This is a genomic window from Microbacterium sp. SORGH_AS_0421 (assembly GCF_030818635.1).
Lineage (GTDB): Bacteria > Actinomycetota > Actinomycetes > Actinomycetales > Microbacteriaceae > Microbacterium.
Map to the genome: position 1 here is coordinate 503,949 of NZ_JAUTAO010000001.1, position 13,016 is coordinate 516,964.

The window sequence follows — 13,016 nt, forward strand, 5'->3', positions numbered from 1 at the left end:
CACGATGACCATTCAGAACACCGACGTCGGCGCTGCCCGCACACGGGGGATCACCCCTCGGGTGAAGGCCCTCGTGGCCGACATGACCCTCGACGAGAAGCTCGCCCAGCTCGTCGGGTACTGGGTCGACCAGGGCGACGAGGTCGTCGCCCCGCTCTCGGGCGAGAAGGTCACCTCCACCGCCTACGTGGATGCCACCGCTCACGGTCTCGGCCACCTCACGCGCGTCTACGGCACGCGGCCCGTCGACCCCGTCGAGCGCGCCGCCTGGCTGTGGGGCGAACAGCGCCGCCTGCAGGACGAGACGCGTCTGGGCATCCCGGCGCTCGTCCACGAGGAGTGCCTGACCGGGTTCGCGGCGTGGAAGGCGGCGACCTTCCCCACCCCCCTCGCCTGGGGAGCCTCTTTCGATCCGGATGCCGTGGAACTCATGGCATCCGCGATCGGTCGATCGATGCGCGAGGTGGGGGTTCACCAGGGCCTGGCGCCGGTGCTCGACGTCGTACGCGACGCCCGATGGGGCCGGGTCGACGAGTGCATCGCCGAGGACCCCTACGTCGTCGGGACCATCGGAACGGCCTACGTGCGCGGGCTGCAGGCGGCGGGCGTGCACGCGACGCTCAAGCACTTCGTGGGCTACTCCGCCTCACGCGCCGGCCGCAACCACGCACCCGTGTCGGCCGGTCGGCGCGAGCTGCAGGATGTCTTCCTCCCCCCGTTCGAGATGGCCGTGCGCGACGGCGGGGTGCGCAGCGTCATGAACTCGTACACCGAGATCGACGGCGTACCGGTGGCCTCGAACCCCGAGCTGTTGACGGATCTGCTGCGCCGACGCTGGGGCTTCGACGGCACGGTCGTCTCCGACTACTTCGCCGTGGAGTTCCTCCGATCGATGCACGGGATCGCGGCCGACCGCGGCGAGGCCGCGCAACTCGCCCTCGAGGCGGGGATCGACGTCGAACTCCCGGGGCCCGACGCGTATCCGCACCTGGCCGAGCGGGTGGCATCCGGAGCCCTCCCCGAAGCCGTGGTCGACCGTGCCGTCCTGCGCGTGCTGGCCGAGAAGGAGGATCTCGGGCTGCTGGATGCCGACTTCTCCGCGGCCCCGACCGCGGTCGACCTCGACGACGCCGAGCACCGCGCGCTCGCGCGCCGTCTGGCCGAGGAGTCCGTCGTACTCTTGCGCAACGAGGGCGTGCTGCCGCTCGCCTCACCCGGACGGATCGCGCTGATCGGCCCGAACGCCGACAGTACCGACGCGCTGATGGGCTGCTACTCGTTCGCGAACCACGTGCTCGCTCACCACCCGAGCTTCCCGCTCGGCTTCTCACTGCCGACCGTGCGCGAAGCCCTCGTCGAGCGTTTCGGCGAGATCGCGTACGCCGAGGGATGCACGGTCGAGGGGACCGATCTCTCGGGTCTGGACACGGCGGCCGCCCTCGCCCGCGACGCCGAGGTGGCGATCGTCGTCGTCGGCGACCGCGCCGGGCTCTTCGGGCGCGGAACCGTCGGCGAGGGCAACGACGCCGACTCCCTCGACCTGCCGGGCGTGCAACGCCAGCTCGTCGAGGCGGTCGTGTCCACGGGAACCCCTGTCGTACTCGTCCTGCTGACGGGCCGTCCGTACGCCCTGGACTGGGCGCTCGACACCGCGGGCGGTCCCGCCGCGGTGCTGCAGGCCTTCTTCCCCGGTGAGGAGGGCGCGCCGGCGCTGGCAGCGCTGTTGGCGGGGGATGCCACTCCCTCGGGCCGTCTGCCCGTCTCGCTCCCCCGTTCGGCAGGCGCGCAGCCGTACTCGTACCTGCATCCGCTGCTCGGCGGGCCCTCGGGGGTCACGAGCACCGACTCGACGCCCGTGCGTCCGTTCGGCTTCGGGCTGTCGTACACGTCGTTCGCGCGCGGGGAGCTGCGGGCGGACGGGGTCGCGTCCGCCGGAGCGGCACCCGCCGAGGGCGTCGGCCTGAGAGTCGAGCGGGGCGCCGGTGTGCCGGCATCCGGAGCTTCTGCCGAGGTGCGCGCCGGTGACGCGTTCACCGTGTCAGCGCGCGTGACGAACACCGGAGACCGGCGCGGGGCGGACGTCGTGCAGGTGTACGCGCACCGCGCGGTGGCCAGCGTCACACGCCCGGTGGCGCAGCTCGTGGCGTACGCGCGGGTCGAGCTCGCGCCCGGCGAAAGCGCCGAGGTGCGCTTCACCGTGCCCGCCTCGCGGCTGGCCTACAGCGACCGTTCGATGCGGCGCGTCGTCGAGGCGGGCGAGGTGGAGCTGCGGCTCGGGTCCTCGTGCGCCGACACCGACGAGGCGGTGGCGCTGCGGATCGTCGGGCCGACGTACGAGCTGGGCGTCGAGGACGCGCGGATCGTCGAGGTCGAGGTGCGGCGGGGCTGACGGCGCGGGCGGGGTGCGAGACAGACCACCGCATCGGCTCTCGCACCGGTTCTTGCACCTGCTCGGAACCGCGCGGCGAGCAGTGGCGACCGGTGACGCACGCAGCCCCGCGCTTCAGCTGGTGCTGTCGAGGATGAGTCGTGTCGCTTCGTGGGGAACGTCCCACTGCGGAAAGTGGCCGCATCGTTCGAACCAGTGCAGCGAAGCGTCGGGGAACAGGTGGATGGCGCGATCAGCCTGTTTGGGCACGGTCACCAGGTCGCGCCGACCCCACCCGATCGTGACCCGGCCGGGTACCGTGCCCGCGGGGGCGCCCTGTTGCAGGGGGCCCTTGGTGAGGGCGTTCATGGCGGCTCCGACCGAGGGGGAATCGGCCAGTCCGCGCACGTCCGGCAGCACCGTTTCCCGCGAAAGGACCCACGGTCGCGCTGACAATTGCGCCAGAAGCACCGTCCGTCCGACGGGGTTACTGAGCAAGGCGGGCAGAACGCCGCGCAATGCGCGAATCAGCACGATCGACGGCCGCAGCGTGGCGGCGAAGACAGCGCGCTCGCGGGGACTCCAGAACCCGCCAGGGTCCAAAGCGACGCTGTCCCCGCCCACTCCGCGCCGCGCAAGCTCGAGCACGATTCGGCCGCCCATCGACTGCCCGACGGTTGAGACCCCCTCCAGTCCCTGCTCGCGGATGAAGTCCGCGACGGAGTCGGCCAGCGTGGCGATCGAGACGTCACCGGGCAGCGGCGGTGTCTCACCGAATCCCGGCAGGTCGATGGCGATGACCTCACGGTGCCGGGCCAGCTCATCGAGGATCGGAGTCCAGGATCGCCAGCCTGCGCCCAGGCCGTGCACCAGCAGCAGTGGGCTGCCACTCCCGCGTCGAACATGATTCAGCGTCATGTTCGCAACGCTAACCCGGGTACTTTTCGAGCGCTCGGCGACTCGGACGATTGCGTCGGTCAGCATCGAGGCGTATAAGAGGGAGCTGCGTTTTCCCGGCGAGCGCCACGGTCACTACGGTGCCGCCCGGCGTGGGCGCCGGGTTCGGGTTTTCACGGCCGGCGGGATGCCAGGAAGTCCGCCGTCGCGTTCAGGAGCCGGTCGGCGTCATCCCGCGTGTTGTATGGCGCAAGCCCGACACGGAGAGCACCACCATCGCCGAGTCCGAGTCGTCGTGAGGCCTCGATGGCGTAGAAGTGACTGGCCGGGGCATTGATGTCGCGGCTCGCGAGAAAACGGGCGAGTTCCTGATCGCGACCGCCCGCGACCGAGACGAACAGGGTCGGAGACCGACGCGCGGCACGCGAGTGCACGGTGAGGTCGTCGAAGACGGCGAAGCCGGTCTCGATGACTTCTCGCAGATCGGTCTCGTGCTCGTCGATCGCTTCGACCGCTCGGACGAGGCGTTCGCGGCGGGTTCCCTCGGGGCCGCCGATCGCGGCGATGAAATCGACCGCGGCCGTCGTGCCGGCCATCAGCTCATAGGGCAGGGTGCCGAGCTCGTATCTTTCGGGATCGGTGTTCGGCGAGGTCGCCAGCTTGTCGGGCTGCAGCTGGCCGAGAAGATCCGATCGCATCGTGACGGCCGCACAGTGCGGGCCGAGGAACTTGTACGGGGAGCAGACGAAGAAGTCCGCGCCGAGCGCCGGGACATCCACCAGCGCGTGTGCGGCGTAGTGCACGCCGTCGACGTACAACAGCGCTCCGACGCCATGGACCGCCTCGGCGATCCGGGGGATGTCCGGCATGGTGCCGAGGACGTTGGATGCGGCGGTGACCGCCACCAGCCTGGTGCGCTCCGAGAGCTGCTCGCGAACGGCATCCGTCGACAGCTCTCCGGTCGCCGGGTCGAAGTCCACCCATCGAACGGTCACTCCGGTGCGTTCGGCCGCGATCAGCCAGGGCTGCACATTGGAGTTGTGGTCCAACCGGGTGACGACCACCTCGTCACCGGCCTTCCACGTCCGCGAGATGGCACGAGAAAGATCGAACGTGAGCGCCGTCGCGCTTCGTCCGAAGACGACCGTCTGGCTCGGGACGTTCAAGAAATCTCCGAGTGCGGACCGGCACGCCTCGACGATGCTCGTGGCGTTGCGTTCGGCTTGAGTGACGAGACCCCGGTTGGCGAGCGGAGCGAGAAGCGCCTCGCCGATGGCGGCAGCGACGCTGGTCGGAGTCTGCGTCCCGCCGGGGCTGTCGACGAACGCGGTGCCGCCACGAAGCGCGGGGAAGTGCGAACGGATGTCGTCGACATCCAGCGTCGAGGGGACCGTGGAGGGCTTCATGACTCTTCTTTCGCGGGGTGCATGACCGGTGCATCGGGGGGCGGGCTCTGTCCCCCGGCCGGGGCAACGAGCGACGCTGTCGTCCATCGTGGCCGCTCGCCCCGTTCGCGTAAACTGATGCTTTCTAAAGGGAGAGTTCACACTTCATGAATGACCCGATGAACCTCCGCTGGTTGCGCAGCTTCACGGCGGTCGTGGAACACAGTTCCATGGCGGCCGCAGCCGCTGAACTGGGATACGTGCCGTCGGCGATCACCCAGCACATCGCCGGACTCGAACGGGCGTTGGGGGTGGAACTGCTCGTCCGCCGACCCGGGAGTCGGATCGCCATCACGGCCGCCGGCCGCGCCCTCTTGGCGGCCACCGGTCCGCTGCTGATCGCCAACTCCGAATTCTCCGACAGCCTGCGTTCGATAAGCCGCTCCGAGGCCCCCGATCTCACGCTGGGAACGCACGGAACGGCACTGCAGTACCTGCTTCCGCGCGTCTTCTCGTCCCTGCAGAAGGACCCTTCCTGGCCGCGTGTGAACGTTCGCGAAATGGAGACGCCGGATGCCATCCCCCTTGTGCGATCCGGGGCGCTCGATCTGCTCGTCGGCTACCGGTACCTGCCCGCAGACTCGCCGCTGGCCGACGATCCGCTGACGGTGACGCTGGTGCACAGGGAGCCCATGCTGCTGGTGGCCGCGCCGGAGGCGGGTCTGACATTCGAGGAACTGGTCGACAAGGATTGGGCCCTCGGGCATCGCTCTCTGGGAGATCGACGTCTTCTGGGCTCGTGGTCGGAGCGCTTGCGCTTTCGTTTCCACGTGGCCTTCGAGAGCTCGGACCCGAATTGCCTGCTGACTCTTGCGAGCGAGGGCCTCGCGGTCAGCGTGGTGCCCGCCACCGTCGTCGCCGCGGGACTCGAGCGGGGCCTTCGCGTACAGATCGTGCCCCCTCCTGCCGGGATCGAGCCCTGGCATCGGGAGATCCTGGTGGTCACGCGCCCGTCGTTCCAGCCCCCCTTCCTTCCGGGGTTCATCGAGGGACTGCGGGCCGGCCTGGATGCCGCAGAGAGGACGATCGAGACCTCCCGCCAGGGGTGACTTTCTGCGATTCGGCCCGCCGCGGGACTCCGCCTTCCACAACCCGACCGCAGCCCCCTGCCGAGCTGAAGGCCACCCCGCAAGAGACCGACGGGGTGCCGCGGGAGCGGCGACCGTCTCTCTCCCCCCACGCAGGAGAGCCCTCGCCGCCAGAACCCCCGCCGTCAACGGGGAACGACACGGCCGAGACGGCGCGTTAGCGTGGATCCACGACGTCGACGCCGCGAGAGGACCGCTTTGCTCCACAACGAGACCACTCCCCCGGCATTCGCCGCGCGCCCGGAGCGCGTGAACGTCGACCAAGGGCGCCGTCGTCGGCAACCCGGCATCCCGCGTGCATCCCGACCACGACGACGCTCGCGCCGACCCGTGGTCGATCGACCTGGAGCGCATTCAGTTCTCGCCGTACTTCTCGCGCCTGTCGGCGGTGACGCAGGTCGTGTCGCCGTCGATCGGCGGGGCACCCGTGCACAATCGACTGACCCACACGCTCAAGGTCAGCGCGATCGCGCGCGTCGTCGCCCTGCAGCTCAACACGCGCTCGCGGCAGGCCGGCGAGGGCGACGTCTGCAACGCCACGGTCGTCGAGGCCGCCGCCTACGCCCACGACCTCGGGCACCCGCCCTTCGGCCACCTCGGCGAGACCACCCTCGACCGCCTCGCGCGCGAGGAACTGGGCCTGCCCGACGGCTTCGAGGGCAACGCGCAGACCTACCGCATCCTCACCGCTCTCGACGTCGTCGAGAACGCCCCCCGCGGACTCAACCTCACCGCGGCCGTGCGCACCGCCTCGGCGAAGTACCCGTGGGCGCCGTCGGTCGACGCGGCCGACGTCGAGCGGATCGGCCCGCCCCGCGGCATCCGTCGCTCTCCCGACGGCGCGTACCGGATGCACAAGTACTCGGCGTACGACCTCGACCTCGAAGACCTCGTCGAGGCCCGGCACGGGGTCGATGCCGAGCCCCTGCGCCAGAGCATCGAGGGCGCCGTGATGGATCTCGCCGACGACATCGCGTACTCGGTGCACGACGTCGACGACTTCTACCGAGCGGGGATCCTCGACCACGCGCCCATCGCGGCGGAGTTCCGCGGCTGGCTCGACGACGTGCTCGAGTGGCGCGACCGCGACGACACGGAGGTGCGCGCCGAGCTCATGCCCGGGGCCGGTCTCGAGCGCCTGCGTCGGAAGATGCGCCGCGACGACCCATGGATCGCCGACGACGAGGCCTTCCTCGCCGCCGTCAGCGACGTGGATGCCGAGATGGTCACCGACCTGCTCGCGCGCCCCTTCGACGGCTCGCTGACGGCCGAGCGCCGCCTCGCCGCCTTCACCGATCGCTGGATCCGCCGGTTCCAGGAGTCGGCGCGTCTGCGCCCCCTCGACACCCCCCGAGCGGGGCCGGTCGTGCTGTCACCCTGGGCCTGGCACCACGTCGAGGTGCTGAAATTCGTGCACAAGCGCTTCGTGCTGAGCCGCCCCGATCTGGCGATCCAGCAGCGCGGCATGAGTCGCATCCTCGCGCGGTCGGTGCGGGCGCTGGGCGAGTGGCTCGACGACGACCTCGATCGCGCGCGCACCCCGCGGCGTCTGCGCGAACTCATCGCCCTGGCCCGCGAGCAGTACGCGACCCTGCCCGCGGAACGTCGCCCTTCGGATGCCGACGCCGAACGCCTCGCGCGCTCGCGCGGGATCGTCGACTACGTGGCATCGCTCACCGACTCTCAGGCCTTCGCGCTGTCGGAGGCGATCTCGGGGCGTGCCGACCGCCTGTGGGCGCTGGGGCAGCGGCTGTAGGGCCGAGCGCCGGCGGATGCCAAGGCGTCTGCGACCTCAGGGGATCAGGCGCGCCGCACGATACCGCTCGAACAAGCGCGTGAACGAGTCGCGCGTGCGGTGATGCTCGGTGAAGCCCGCCAGGCGGCTCTTCGACATGTCGGTCATCACCTCGATCTCGCGTCCGAGATCGGCATCCGTGTGCCACCACGACGCGACGCGCTCCAGGTCGGGCTCGACGAGACCGTGCTGCTCGACGATCTCGGCCCACACCGGTGCCGCGTCGGCCATCTGCTGCGCGAACGGTCGGGGGGAGGTGTCGAAGCCCTCGGCCTCCACGCCGAGGTCTGCGGCGATTCGCGGCCACATCCAGCGCCAGCGGAACACGTCGCCGTTGGCCGTGTTGAACGCCTCGTCGGCACCCTCGGGATGAGTCGCCGCCCACACCATCTGATTCGCCAACAGATCGGCATCGGTCACATCGGTGAGGCCGTTCCACTGCGTCTCGCTGCCGGGGAAGACGAGCGGGCGACCCGTGTGACGGCTGATCGCCGCGGCCACGGCGATCGTGAGGCCCATGTTCATCGCGTTGCCGACCGCGTGCCCGAGCACGGTGTGCGAGCGGTGCACCGACCAGGTGAATCCCTGACGCTGGGCCGCGGCGAAGAGCTCATCCTCTTGCGCGTAGTAGAAGTTGTCGACGTCGAGGCGCGGCTCGTCCTCGTGGAAGGGGGTGTCGGGCATCTCGCCCTGGCCGTAGGCCTCGAACGGGCCGAGATAGTGCTTCAACCCGGTCATCAGAGCGATGTGCCGCACCGGCGCGTCGGCGAGCGCCGCGAGCAGATCGCGCACCATTCCGCCGTTGACGGCGATGTTCTCGGCCTCGGTGTCTTGCCGCGACCACGCGGTGAAGAAGACGTGCGTGAGAGGGACACCCCGCAGCGCCGACGTCAGCGCCTCGAGCGAGCGCAGATCCGCCGACCGCCAGGTCACTCCCGGTCGTGCCGCCCCGGGCCGTCGCGACAGCGCCGTCACCTCCCAGCCGTCGTCGATCAGTCGATCCAGCAGGGCGCCGCCGGCGATACCGGTCGCGCCCACCACGAGGGCATGTGAGGAGTCAGTCAAAACGAGGGTTCCCATCGGTCGAGGTGAACGAGGGGCAACCGTGGTTGCTCGGCGGGTATTCCTCGCCTGCTCGTCGCTCCCCAGGTCCGTGCCGCTTCGGCCGCCCCCGCGCGGCGCCGGCGTCCTACGCCCCGACGGCGTCGCCCTGATCGGTCGGCTTACGCCGCGACCCCGGATGCCACGGCATCCATGTCCCGAAAAAGGCGGCCCGAGCACCCTGAAGGCCGCACGATCCGGGACACGAACCCACCGAGACCGGGACGGGGCGCTCACGCGCGGAGCGCGCACCCCGCGAACGAGATGTGCCCCGGATCCCGGGCAGCCCACCGCCACCAGGGATCCGGGGCACGGTCCGCTCGCCGAGGCGGTAAGGGGCACCTCGGCGAGCGGGGCGCGTTCCGAGCGAACGGAACGGGCACGTGCCGCACCGCCCCGGGGCTCGCGCTCCCGGGGCGGCGGGGATCAGAGGCCCTGGGCCAGGCGGTAGTACGCCTGGTTCCAGCGCAGCTCGCTCTGGAAGCCGCGGACCGTGGTGTCCTCGTCGATGACGACGAGCTCGGTCTTCGCGATCTCGGCGAAGTCGCGGAACACCTCGATGCCCACGGCCGTCGTCATGACGGTGTGGTGAGCGGCACCGGCGGCGAGCCAGCAGCCGGCAGAGGTCGCGAAGTCGGGGGCGGGCTTCCAGACCGCGCGGCCCACGGGCAGCTTCGGCAGGTCGGGCGCGTCGACGTTCTCGACGACGTTGGCCACCAGGCGGAAGCGGTCGCGCATGTCGCTCATCGCGACGACGAGCGCGGGACCCGCGTCGGCGGTGAAGACCAGGCGCACCGGGTCGTCCTTGCCGCCGATGCCGAGCTCGTGGATCTCGAGGCGAGGCTTCTTCGACGTCAGCGAGGGCGAGACCTCGAGCATGTGCGCGCCGAGGATGCGCTCCTGCCCGGGGACGAGGTCGTAGGTGTAGTCCTCCATGAGCGAGGCACCTCCGGGAAGGCCCGCGCCCATCACGTTCGCGACGCGCACGAGGATCGCCGTCTTCCAGTCGCCCTCGGCGCCGAAGCCGTACCCCTCGGCCATGAGGCGCTGCACCGCGAGACCCGGCAGCTGCTTGAGCGCGCCGAGGTCTTCGAACGAGGTGGTGAAAGCGCCGAATCCGCCCTGCTCGAGGAACGAGCGCAGGCCCAGCTCGATCGCCGCACCGTCGCGCAGCGACTGGTGGCGCGCGCCCCCGGGGAGCAGTTCGTCGACGACGTCGTAGCTGTCGACGTACTCCTGCACGAGGGCGTCGATGTCGGCCTCCGAAGCCTGCTCGACGGCCTCGACGAGCTCGTTGACGCCCCAGGTGTTCACCTGGACGCCGAAGCGCAGCTCGGCCTCGGTCTTGTCGCCCTCGGTGACGGCGACGAAGCGCATGTTGTCGCCGAAGCGGGCGAGCTTGAGGGTGCGGGCGGCGGTCCAGCCGGCGGCGGCGCGCTCCCAGTCCTCGATCTGCTGGCGCACGGCCGGGTTCGAGACGTGACCGACGACGGTCTTGCGCGCGACTCCCAGACGCGTCTGGATGTACCCGAACTCGCGGTCGCCGTGGGCGGCCTGGTTGAGGTTCATGAAGTCGAAGTCGATGTCGTTCCACGGCAGCTCGACGTTGGCCTGCGTGTGCAGGTGCAGCAGCGGCTTCTGCAGGGCGTCGAGCCCCGAGATCCACATCTTCGCGGGGCTGAAGGTGTGCATCCAGGCGATCACGCCGATGACGTCGTCGCGGCCGTTGATCTCCAGCGCCATGCGTCGGATGCTGTCGGAGTCCTTCAGCACGGGCTTCCAGACGACCTTCACCGGCAGGCCGGAAAGGCCCTCGACCACGGCCTGCGACTGCTCGGCGACCTGCTTCAGCGTCTCTTCGCCGTAGAGGTTCTGGCTGCCGGTGACGAACCAGACCTCGTAGCCGCCGAGGTCGTTCTTGAGGGGAGTGCGGGTCATGTCTTTTCCTTCGTGAGGGGTCTTCAAAGGGATGCCACGGCGGCGGCCTCGACGGCGAGTCCGGCGCGATAGCGGTCGAGGTAGGACGAGAAGCCGGCGACATCGGCGGGTTCGGGCTCGGCGGTGACGATCGGGGCGGTGGCGAACACCGTCTCGCGCAGCCACGTGTCGAGGTCGCGACCCGACTCGTCGGCGACGTAGGCCGCGAGCACGGCCATGCCCCACGCGCCGCCCTCGGAGGCCGTCTCGGCGACGGCGACGGGTGCGTCGAGAGCCGCCGCGAGGAAGCGCTGGGCCACTCCCGCAGTGCGGAACATGCCGCCGTGCGCGTACATCTTGTCGAGCTGCACGCCTTCGCCGTGGAGGACGTCCATGCCGAGCGCGAGCGTGCCGAAGACGCCGTACAGCTGCGCGCGCATGAAGTTCGGCAAGGTCAGGCGGCTGTCGGGCGTGCGCACCACGAGCGGGCGCCCCTCGTCGAGGCCCGCGATGGGCTCTCCGGCGAGGTGGTTGTACGCGAGGAGCCCGCCGGCGTCGGCCTCGCCGTTCAGCGCCGCCTCGAAGAGCGCCGTGTACGTGGCATCCGGCGTCACCGGGGTGCCGGCCGCGGCGGCGAACGCGGTGAACATGTCCGCCCAGGCGGCGAGCTCGCTCGCGCCGTTATTGCAGTGGACCATGGCGACCGCATCGCCCGACGGCGTCGTGACGAGGTCGAGCTCGTGGTGCACCCGGCTCAACGGGCGCTCGAGCACGACCATCGCGAAGATGCTCGTGCCGGCACTGACGTTGCCCGTGCGGGGAGCGACGGCGCAGGTTGCGACCATGCCGGTGCCCGCGTCGCCCTCGGGAGGAGCGAACGGGATGCCGGGACGCAGGGTTCCGGTCGGGTCGAGGAGCTGGGCTCCCTCCGGGGTGAGGGCGCCCGCGGCCGTACCGGCGACGAGCACCTTCGGCAGCAAGGCTTCGAGGGCGGGGATCCGCCCCGCGGCGAGCGCGTCGTAGCGGGCGACGAGCTCGGCGTCGTAGTCGCGGGTCGCGGAGTCGATGGGGAACATACCCGAGGCATCCCCCACGCCCAGCACCTTCTCGCCGGTGAGCTTCCCGTGCACGTAGCCGGCGAGGGTGGTGAGGAAGCGGATCTCGGGCACGTGGGGCTCGGCATCGACGACGGCCTGGTGCAGGTGTGCGATCGACCACCGCAGCGGAATGTTCACGCCCAGTAGCTCGGTGAGCTCGGCGGCGGCGACGCCGGTGTTGGTGTTGCGCCACGTGCGGAAGGGGGCGAGCAGCTCGCCCTCGGCGTCGAACGCGAGGTAGCCGTGCATCATCGCCGACACACCCATCGCGGCGTAGCGCTCGGGAGTGACGCCGAAGCGCTGCTGCACGTCGGCGACCAGTGCGGCGTACGCGGCCTGCAGACCCGACCACACGGCATCCAGCGAGTAGGTCCAGAGCTTATCGGCGTAGACGTTCTCCCACTCGTGGGATCCGGTCGCCAGCACCTCGGCATCGGGGCCGATCAGGCACGCCTTGATGCGGGTGGAGCCGAGCTCGATGCCGAGGCTGGCCCGGCCGTCAGTGATGTGCGCGTTCATCGGCGGTCGTCCGTGCTCTGTCCGTAGACGTTCTGGTAGCGGTTGTAGAGGGCGTCGATCTTGTCCTGCGGGATCGGGATGAGGGGGCCCGCCTCGCGCGCGATGTGCACGGTACGGGCGACGTCTTCGAGCATGACGGCGGCCTTCACGGCATCCTTCGCGTTCGTGCCGATCGTGAAGGGGCCGTGGTTCTGCATGATGACGCCGCGCGAGCGGTGGCCGCGCAGGGTCTCGACGATGCCGCGACCGATCGAGTCGTCACCGATGATCGCGAAGGGGCCGACCGGGATGGGACCGCCGAACTCGTCGGCCATCGCCGTGATGACGCAGGGGATCTCTTCGCCACGGGCCGCCCACGCGACGCCGTAGGTCGAGTGCGTGTGCACGACACCGCCGACCTCGGACATGTTGCGGTAGACGTAGGCGTGGGCCGCGGTGTCGCTCGAGGGGCTGCGCTCGGAACCGAGGGTGCCGGGGATGGCGTTGCCGTCGAGGTCGCAGAGGATCATGTTCTCGGGAGCGAGGTCGTCGTACGAGACGCCCGAGGGCTTGATGACGAACAGGTCGGCACCCGGCACGCGACCCGAGACGTTGCCGCCGGTCCAGACGATGAGGTTGTAGCGCACGAGCTCGGCGTGCAGCTTGGCGACGTCGGCGCGCACGGCGTCGATCGCCTGCTGCACCTCGGGCGTGAACGGGGCGGCGTCGGACACGCGGTCTCCTTCGACGGTGGTTCGGGTGGCGGGGCGCGGCGCCCTCGCATCGCAATGTTACCGGTAACATCGCCGC

Annotated in this window: 9 protein-coding genes; 3 read left to right on the top strand and 6 right to left on the bottom strand. The window is 70.4% G+C overall.

The window, feature by feature from the left end:
- Positions 1-4: 4 nt before the first annotated feature.
- The gene (locus tag QE416_RS02500; RefSeq protein ID WP_307313189.1) at positions 5-2,389 is read left to right on the top strand and encodes a glycoside hydrolase family 3 N-terminal domain-containing protein; all 2,385 of its coding nucleotides are present in this window, start codon (positions 5-7) and stop codon (positions 2,387-2,389) included.
- Positions 2,390-2,503: 114 nt separating this feature from the next.
- Here the strand turns inward: QE416_RS02500 and QE416_RS02505 are convergent, their stop codons facing one another.
- Positions 2,504-3,352 (bottom strand): alpha/beta fold hydrolase, encoded by an 849-nt coding sequence (locus QE416_RS02505; RefSeq protein ID WP_307313191.1) that lies wholly within the window; start codon positions 3,350-3,352, stop codon positions 2,504-2,506.
- Between the two features lie 86 nt (positions 3,353-3,438).
- Positions 3,439-4,671 carry a cysteine desulfurase-like protein gene (locus QE416_RS02510; RefSeq protein ID WP_307313194.1) on the bottom strand — a complete coding sequence of 411 codons (1,233 nt, stop codon included), beginning with the start codon at positions 4,669-4,671 and terminating at the stop codon, positions 3,439-3,441.
- A 146-nt stretch (positions 4,672-4,817) separates the two neighbouring features.
- Here QE416_RS02510 and QE416_RS02515 point away from each other — a divergent pair, with 146 nt between their 5' ends.
- Entirely contained in the window at positions 4,818-5,759 is a 942-nt protein-coding gene (locus tag QE416_RS02515; protein ID WP_307313196.1) for a LysR family transcriptional regulator, read from the top strand.
- Between the two features lie 334 nt (positions 5,760-6,093).
- On the top strand, positions 6,094-7,554 hold the full coding sequence (locus tag QE416_RS02520) for a deoxyguanosinetriphosphate triphosphohydrolase family protein (protein ID WP_307313199.1): 1,461 nt from the start codon (positions 6,094-6,096) through the stop codon (positions 7,552-7,554).
- A gap of 36 nt (positions 7,555-7,590) precedes the next feature.
- Here QE416_RS02520 and QE416_RS02525 read toward each other — a convergent pair whose 3' ends face one another.
- The 4 genes from QE416_RS02525 to QE416_RS02540 all read right to left on the bottom strand — a co-directional run bounded on the left by QE416_RS02525 (position 7,591) and on the right by QE416_RS02540 (position 12,940).
- Positions 7,591-8,673 carry an SDR family oxidoreductase gene (locus tag QE416_RS02525; protein WP_307313202.1) on the bottom strand — a complete coding sequence of 361 codons (1,083 nt, stop codon included), beginning with the start codon at positions 8,671-8,673 and terminating at the stop codon, positions 7,591-7,593.
- 447 nt (positions 8,674-9,120) lie between these two features.
- Positions 9,121-10,632 carry an L-arabinose isomerase gene (gene araA, locus QE416_RS02530; RefSeq protein WP_307313206.1) on the bottom strand — a complete coding sequence of 504 codons (1,512 nt, stop codon included), beginning with the start codon at positions 10,630-10,632 and terminating at the stop codon, positions 9,121-9,123.
- A 23-nt stretch (positions 10,633-10,655) separates the two neighbouring features.
- Positions 10,656-12,227 carry a xylulokinase gene (locus QE416_RS02535; protein ID WP_307313208.1) on the bottom strand — a complete coding sequence of 524 codons (1,572 nt, stop codon included), beginning with the start codon at positions 12,225-12,227 and terminating at the stop codon, positions 10,656-10,658.
- Positions 12,224-12,940 carry an L-ribulose-5-phosphate 4-epimerase gene (locus QE416_RS02540; RefSeq protein WP_307313210.1) on the bottom strand — a complete coding sequence of 239 codons (717 nt, stop codon included), beginning with the start codon at positions 12,938-12,940 and terminating at the stop codon, positions 12,224-12,226. The genes QE416_RS02535 and QE416_RS02540 overlap by 4 nt, the downstream gene beginning before the upstream one ends.
- Positions 12,941-13,016 lie beyond the last annotated feature (76 nt).

Bases quoted from the DNA above. Each gene is read 5' to 3' on its own strand.
- QE416_RS02500 (WP_307313189.1), top strand. From the start codon at position 5: ATGACCATTCAGAACACCGACGTCGGCGCTGCCCGCACACGGGGGATC.
- QE416_RS02505 (WP_307313191.1), bottom strand. From the start codon at position 3,352: ATGCTGACCGACGCAATCGTCCGAGTCGCCGAGCGCTCGAAAAGTACC.
- QE416_RS02510 (WP_307313194.1), bottom strand. From the start codon at position 4,671: ATGAAGCCCTCCACGGTCCCCTCGACGCTGGATGTCGACGACATCCGT.
- QE416_RS02515 (WP_307313196.1), top strand. From the start codon at position 4,818: ATGAATGACCCGATGAACCTCCGCTGGTTGCGCAGCTTCACGGCGGTC.
- QE416_RS02525 (WP_307313202.1), bottom strand. From the start codon at position 8,673: ATGGGAACCCTCGTTTTGACTGACTCCTCACATGCCCTCGTGGTGGGC.
- araA (WP_307313206.1), bottom strand. From the start codon at position 10,632: ATGACCCGCACTCCCCTCAAGAACGACCTCGGCGGCTACGAGGTCTGG.
- QE416_RS02535 (WP_307313208.1), bottom strand. From the start codon at position 12,227: ATGAACGCGCACATCACTGACGGCCGGGCCAGCCTCGGCATCGAGCTC.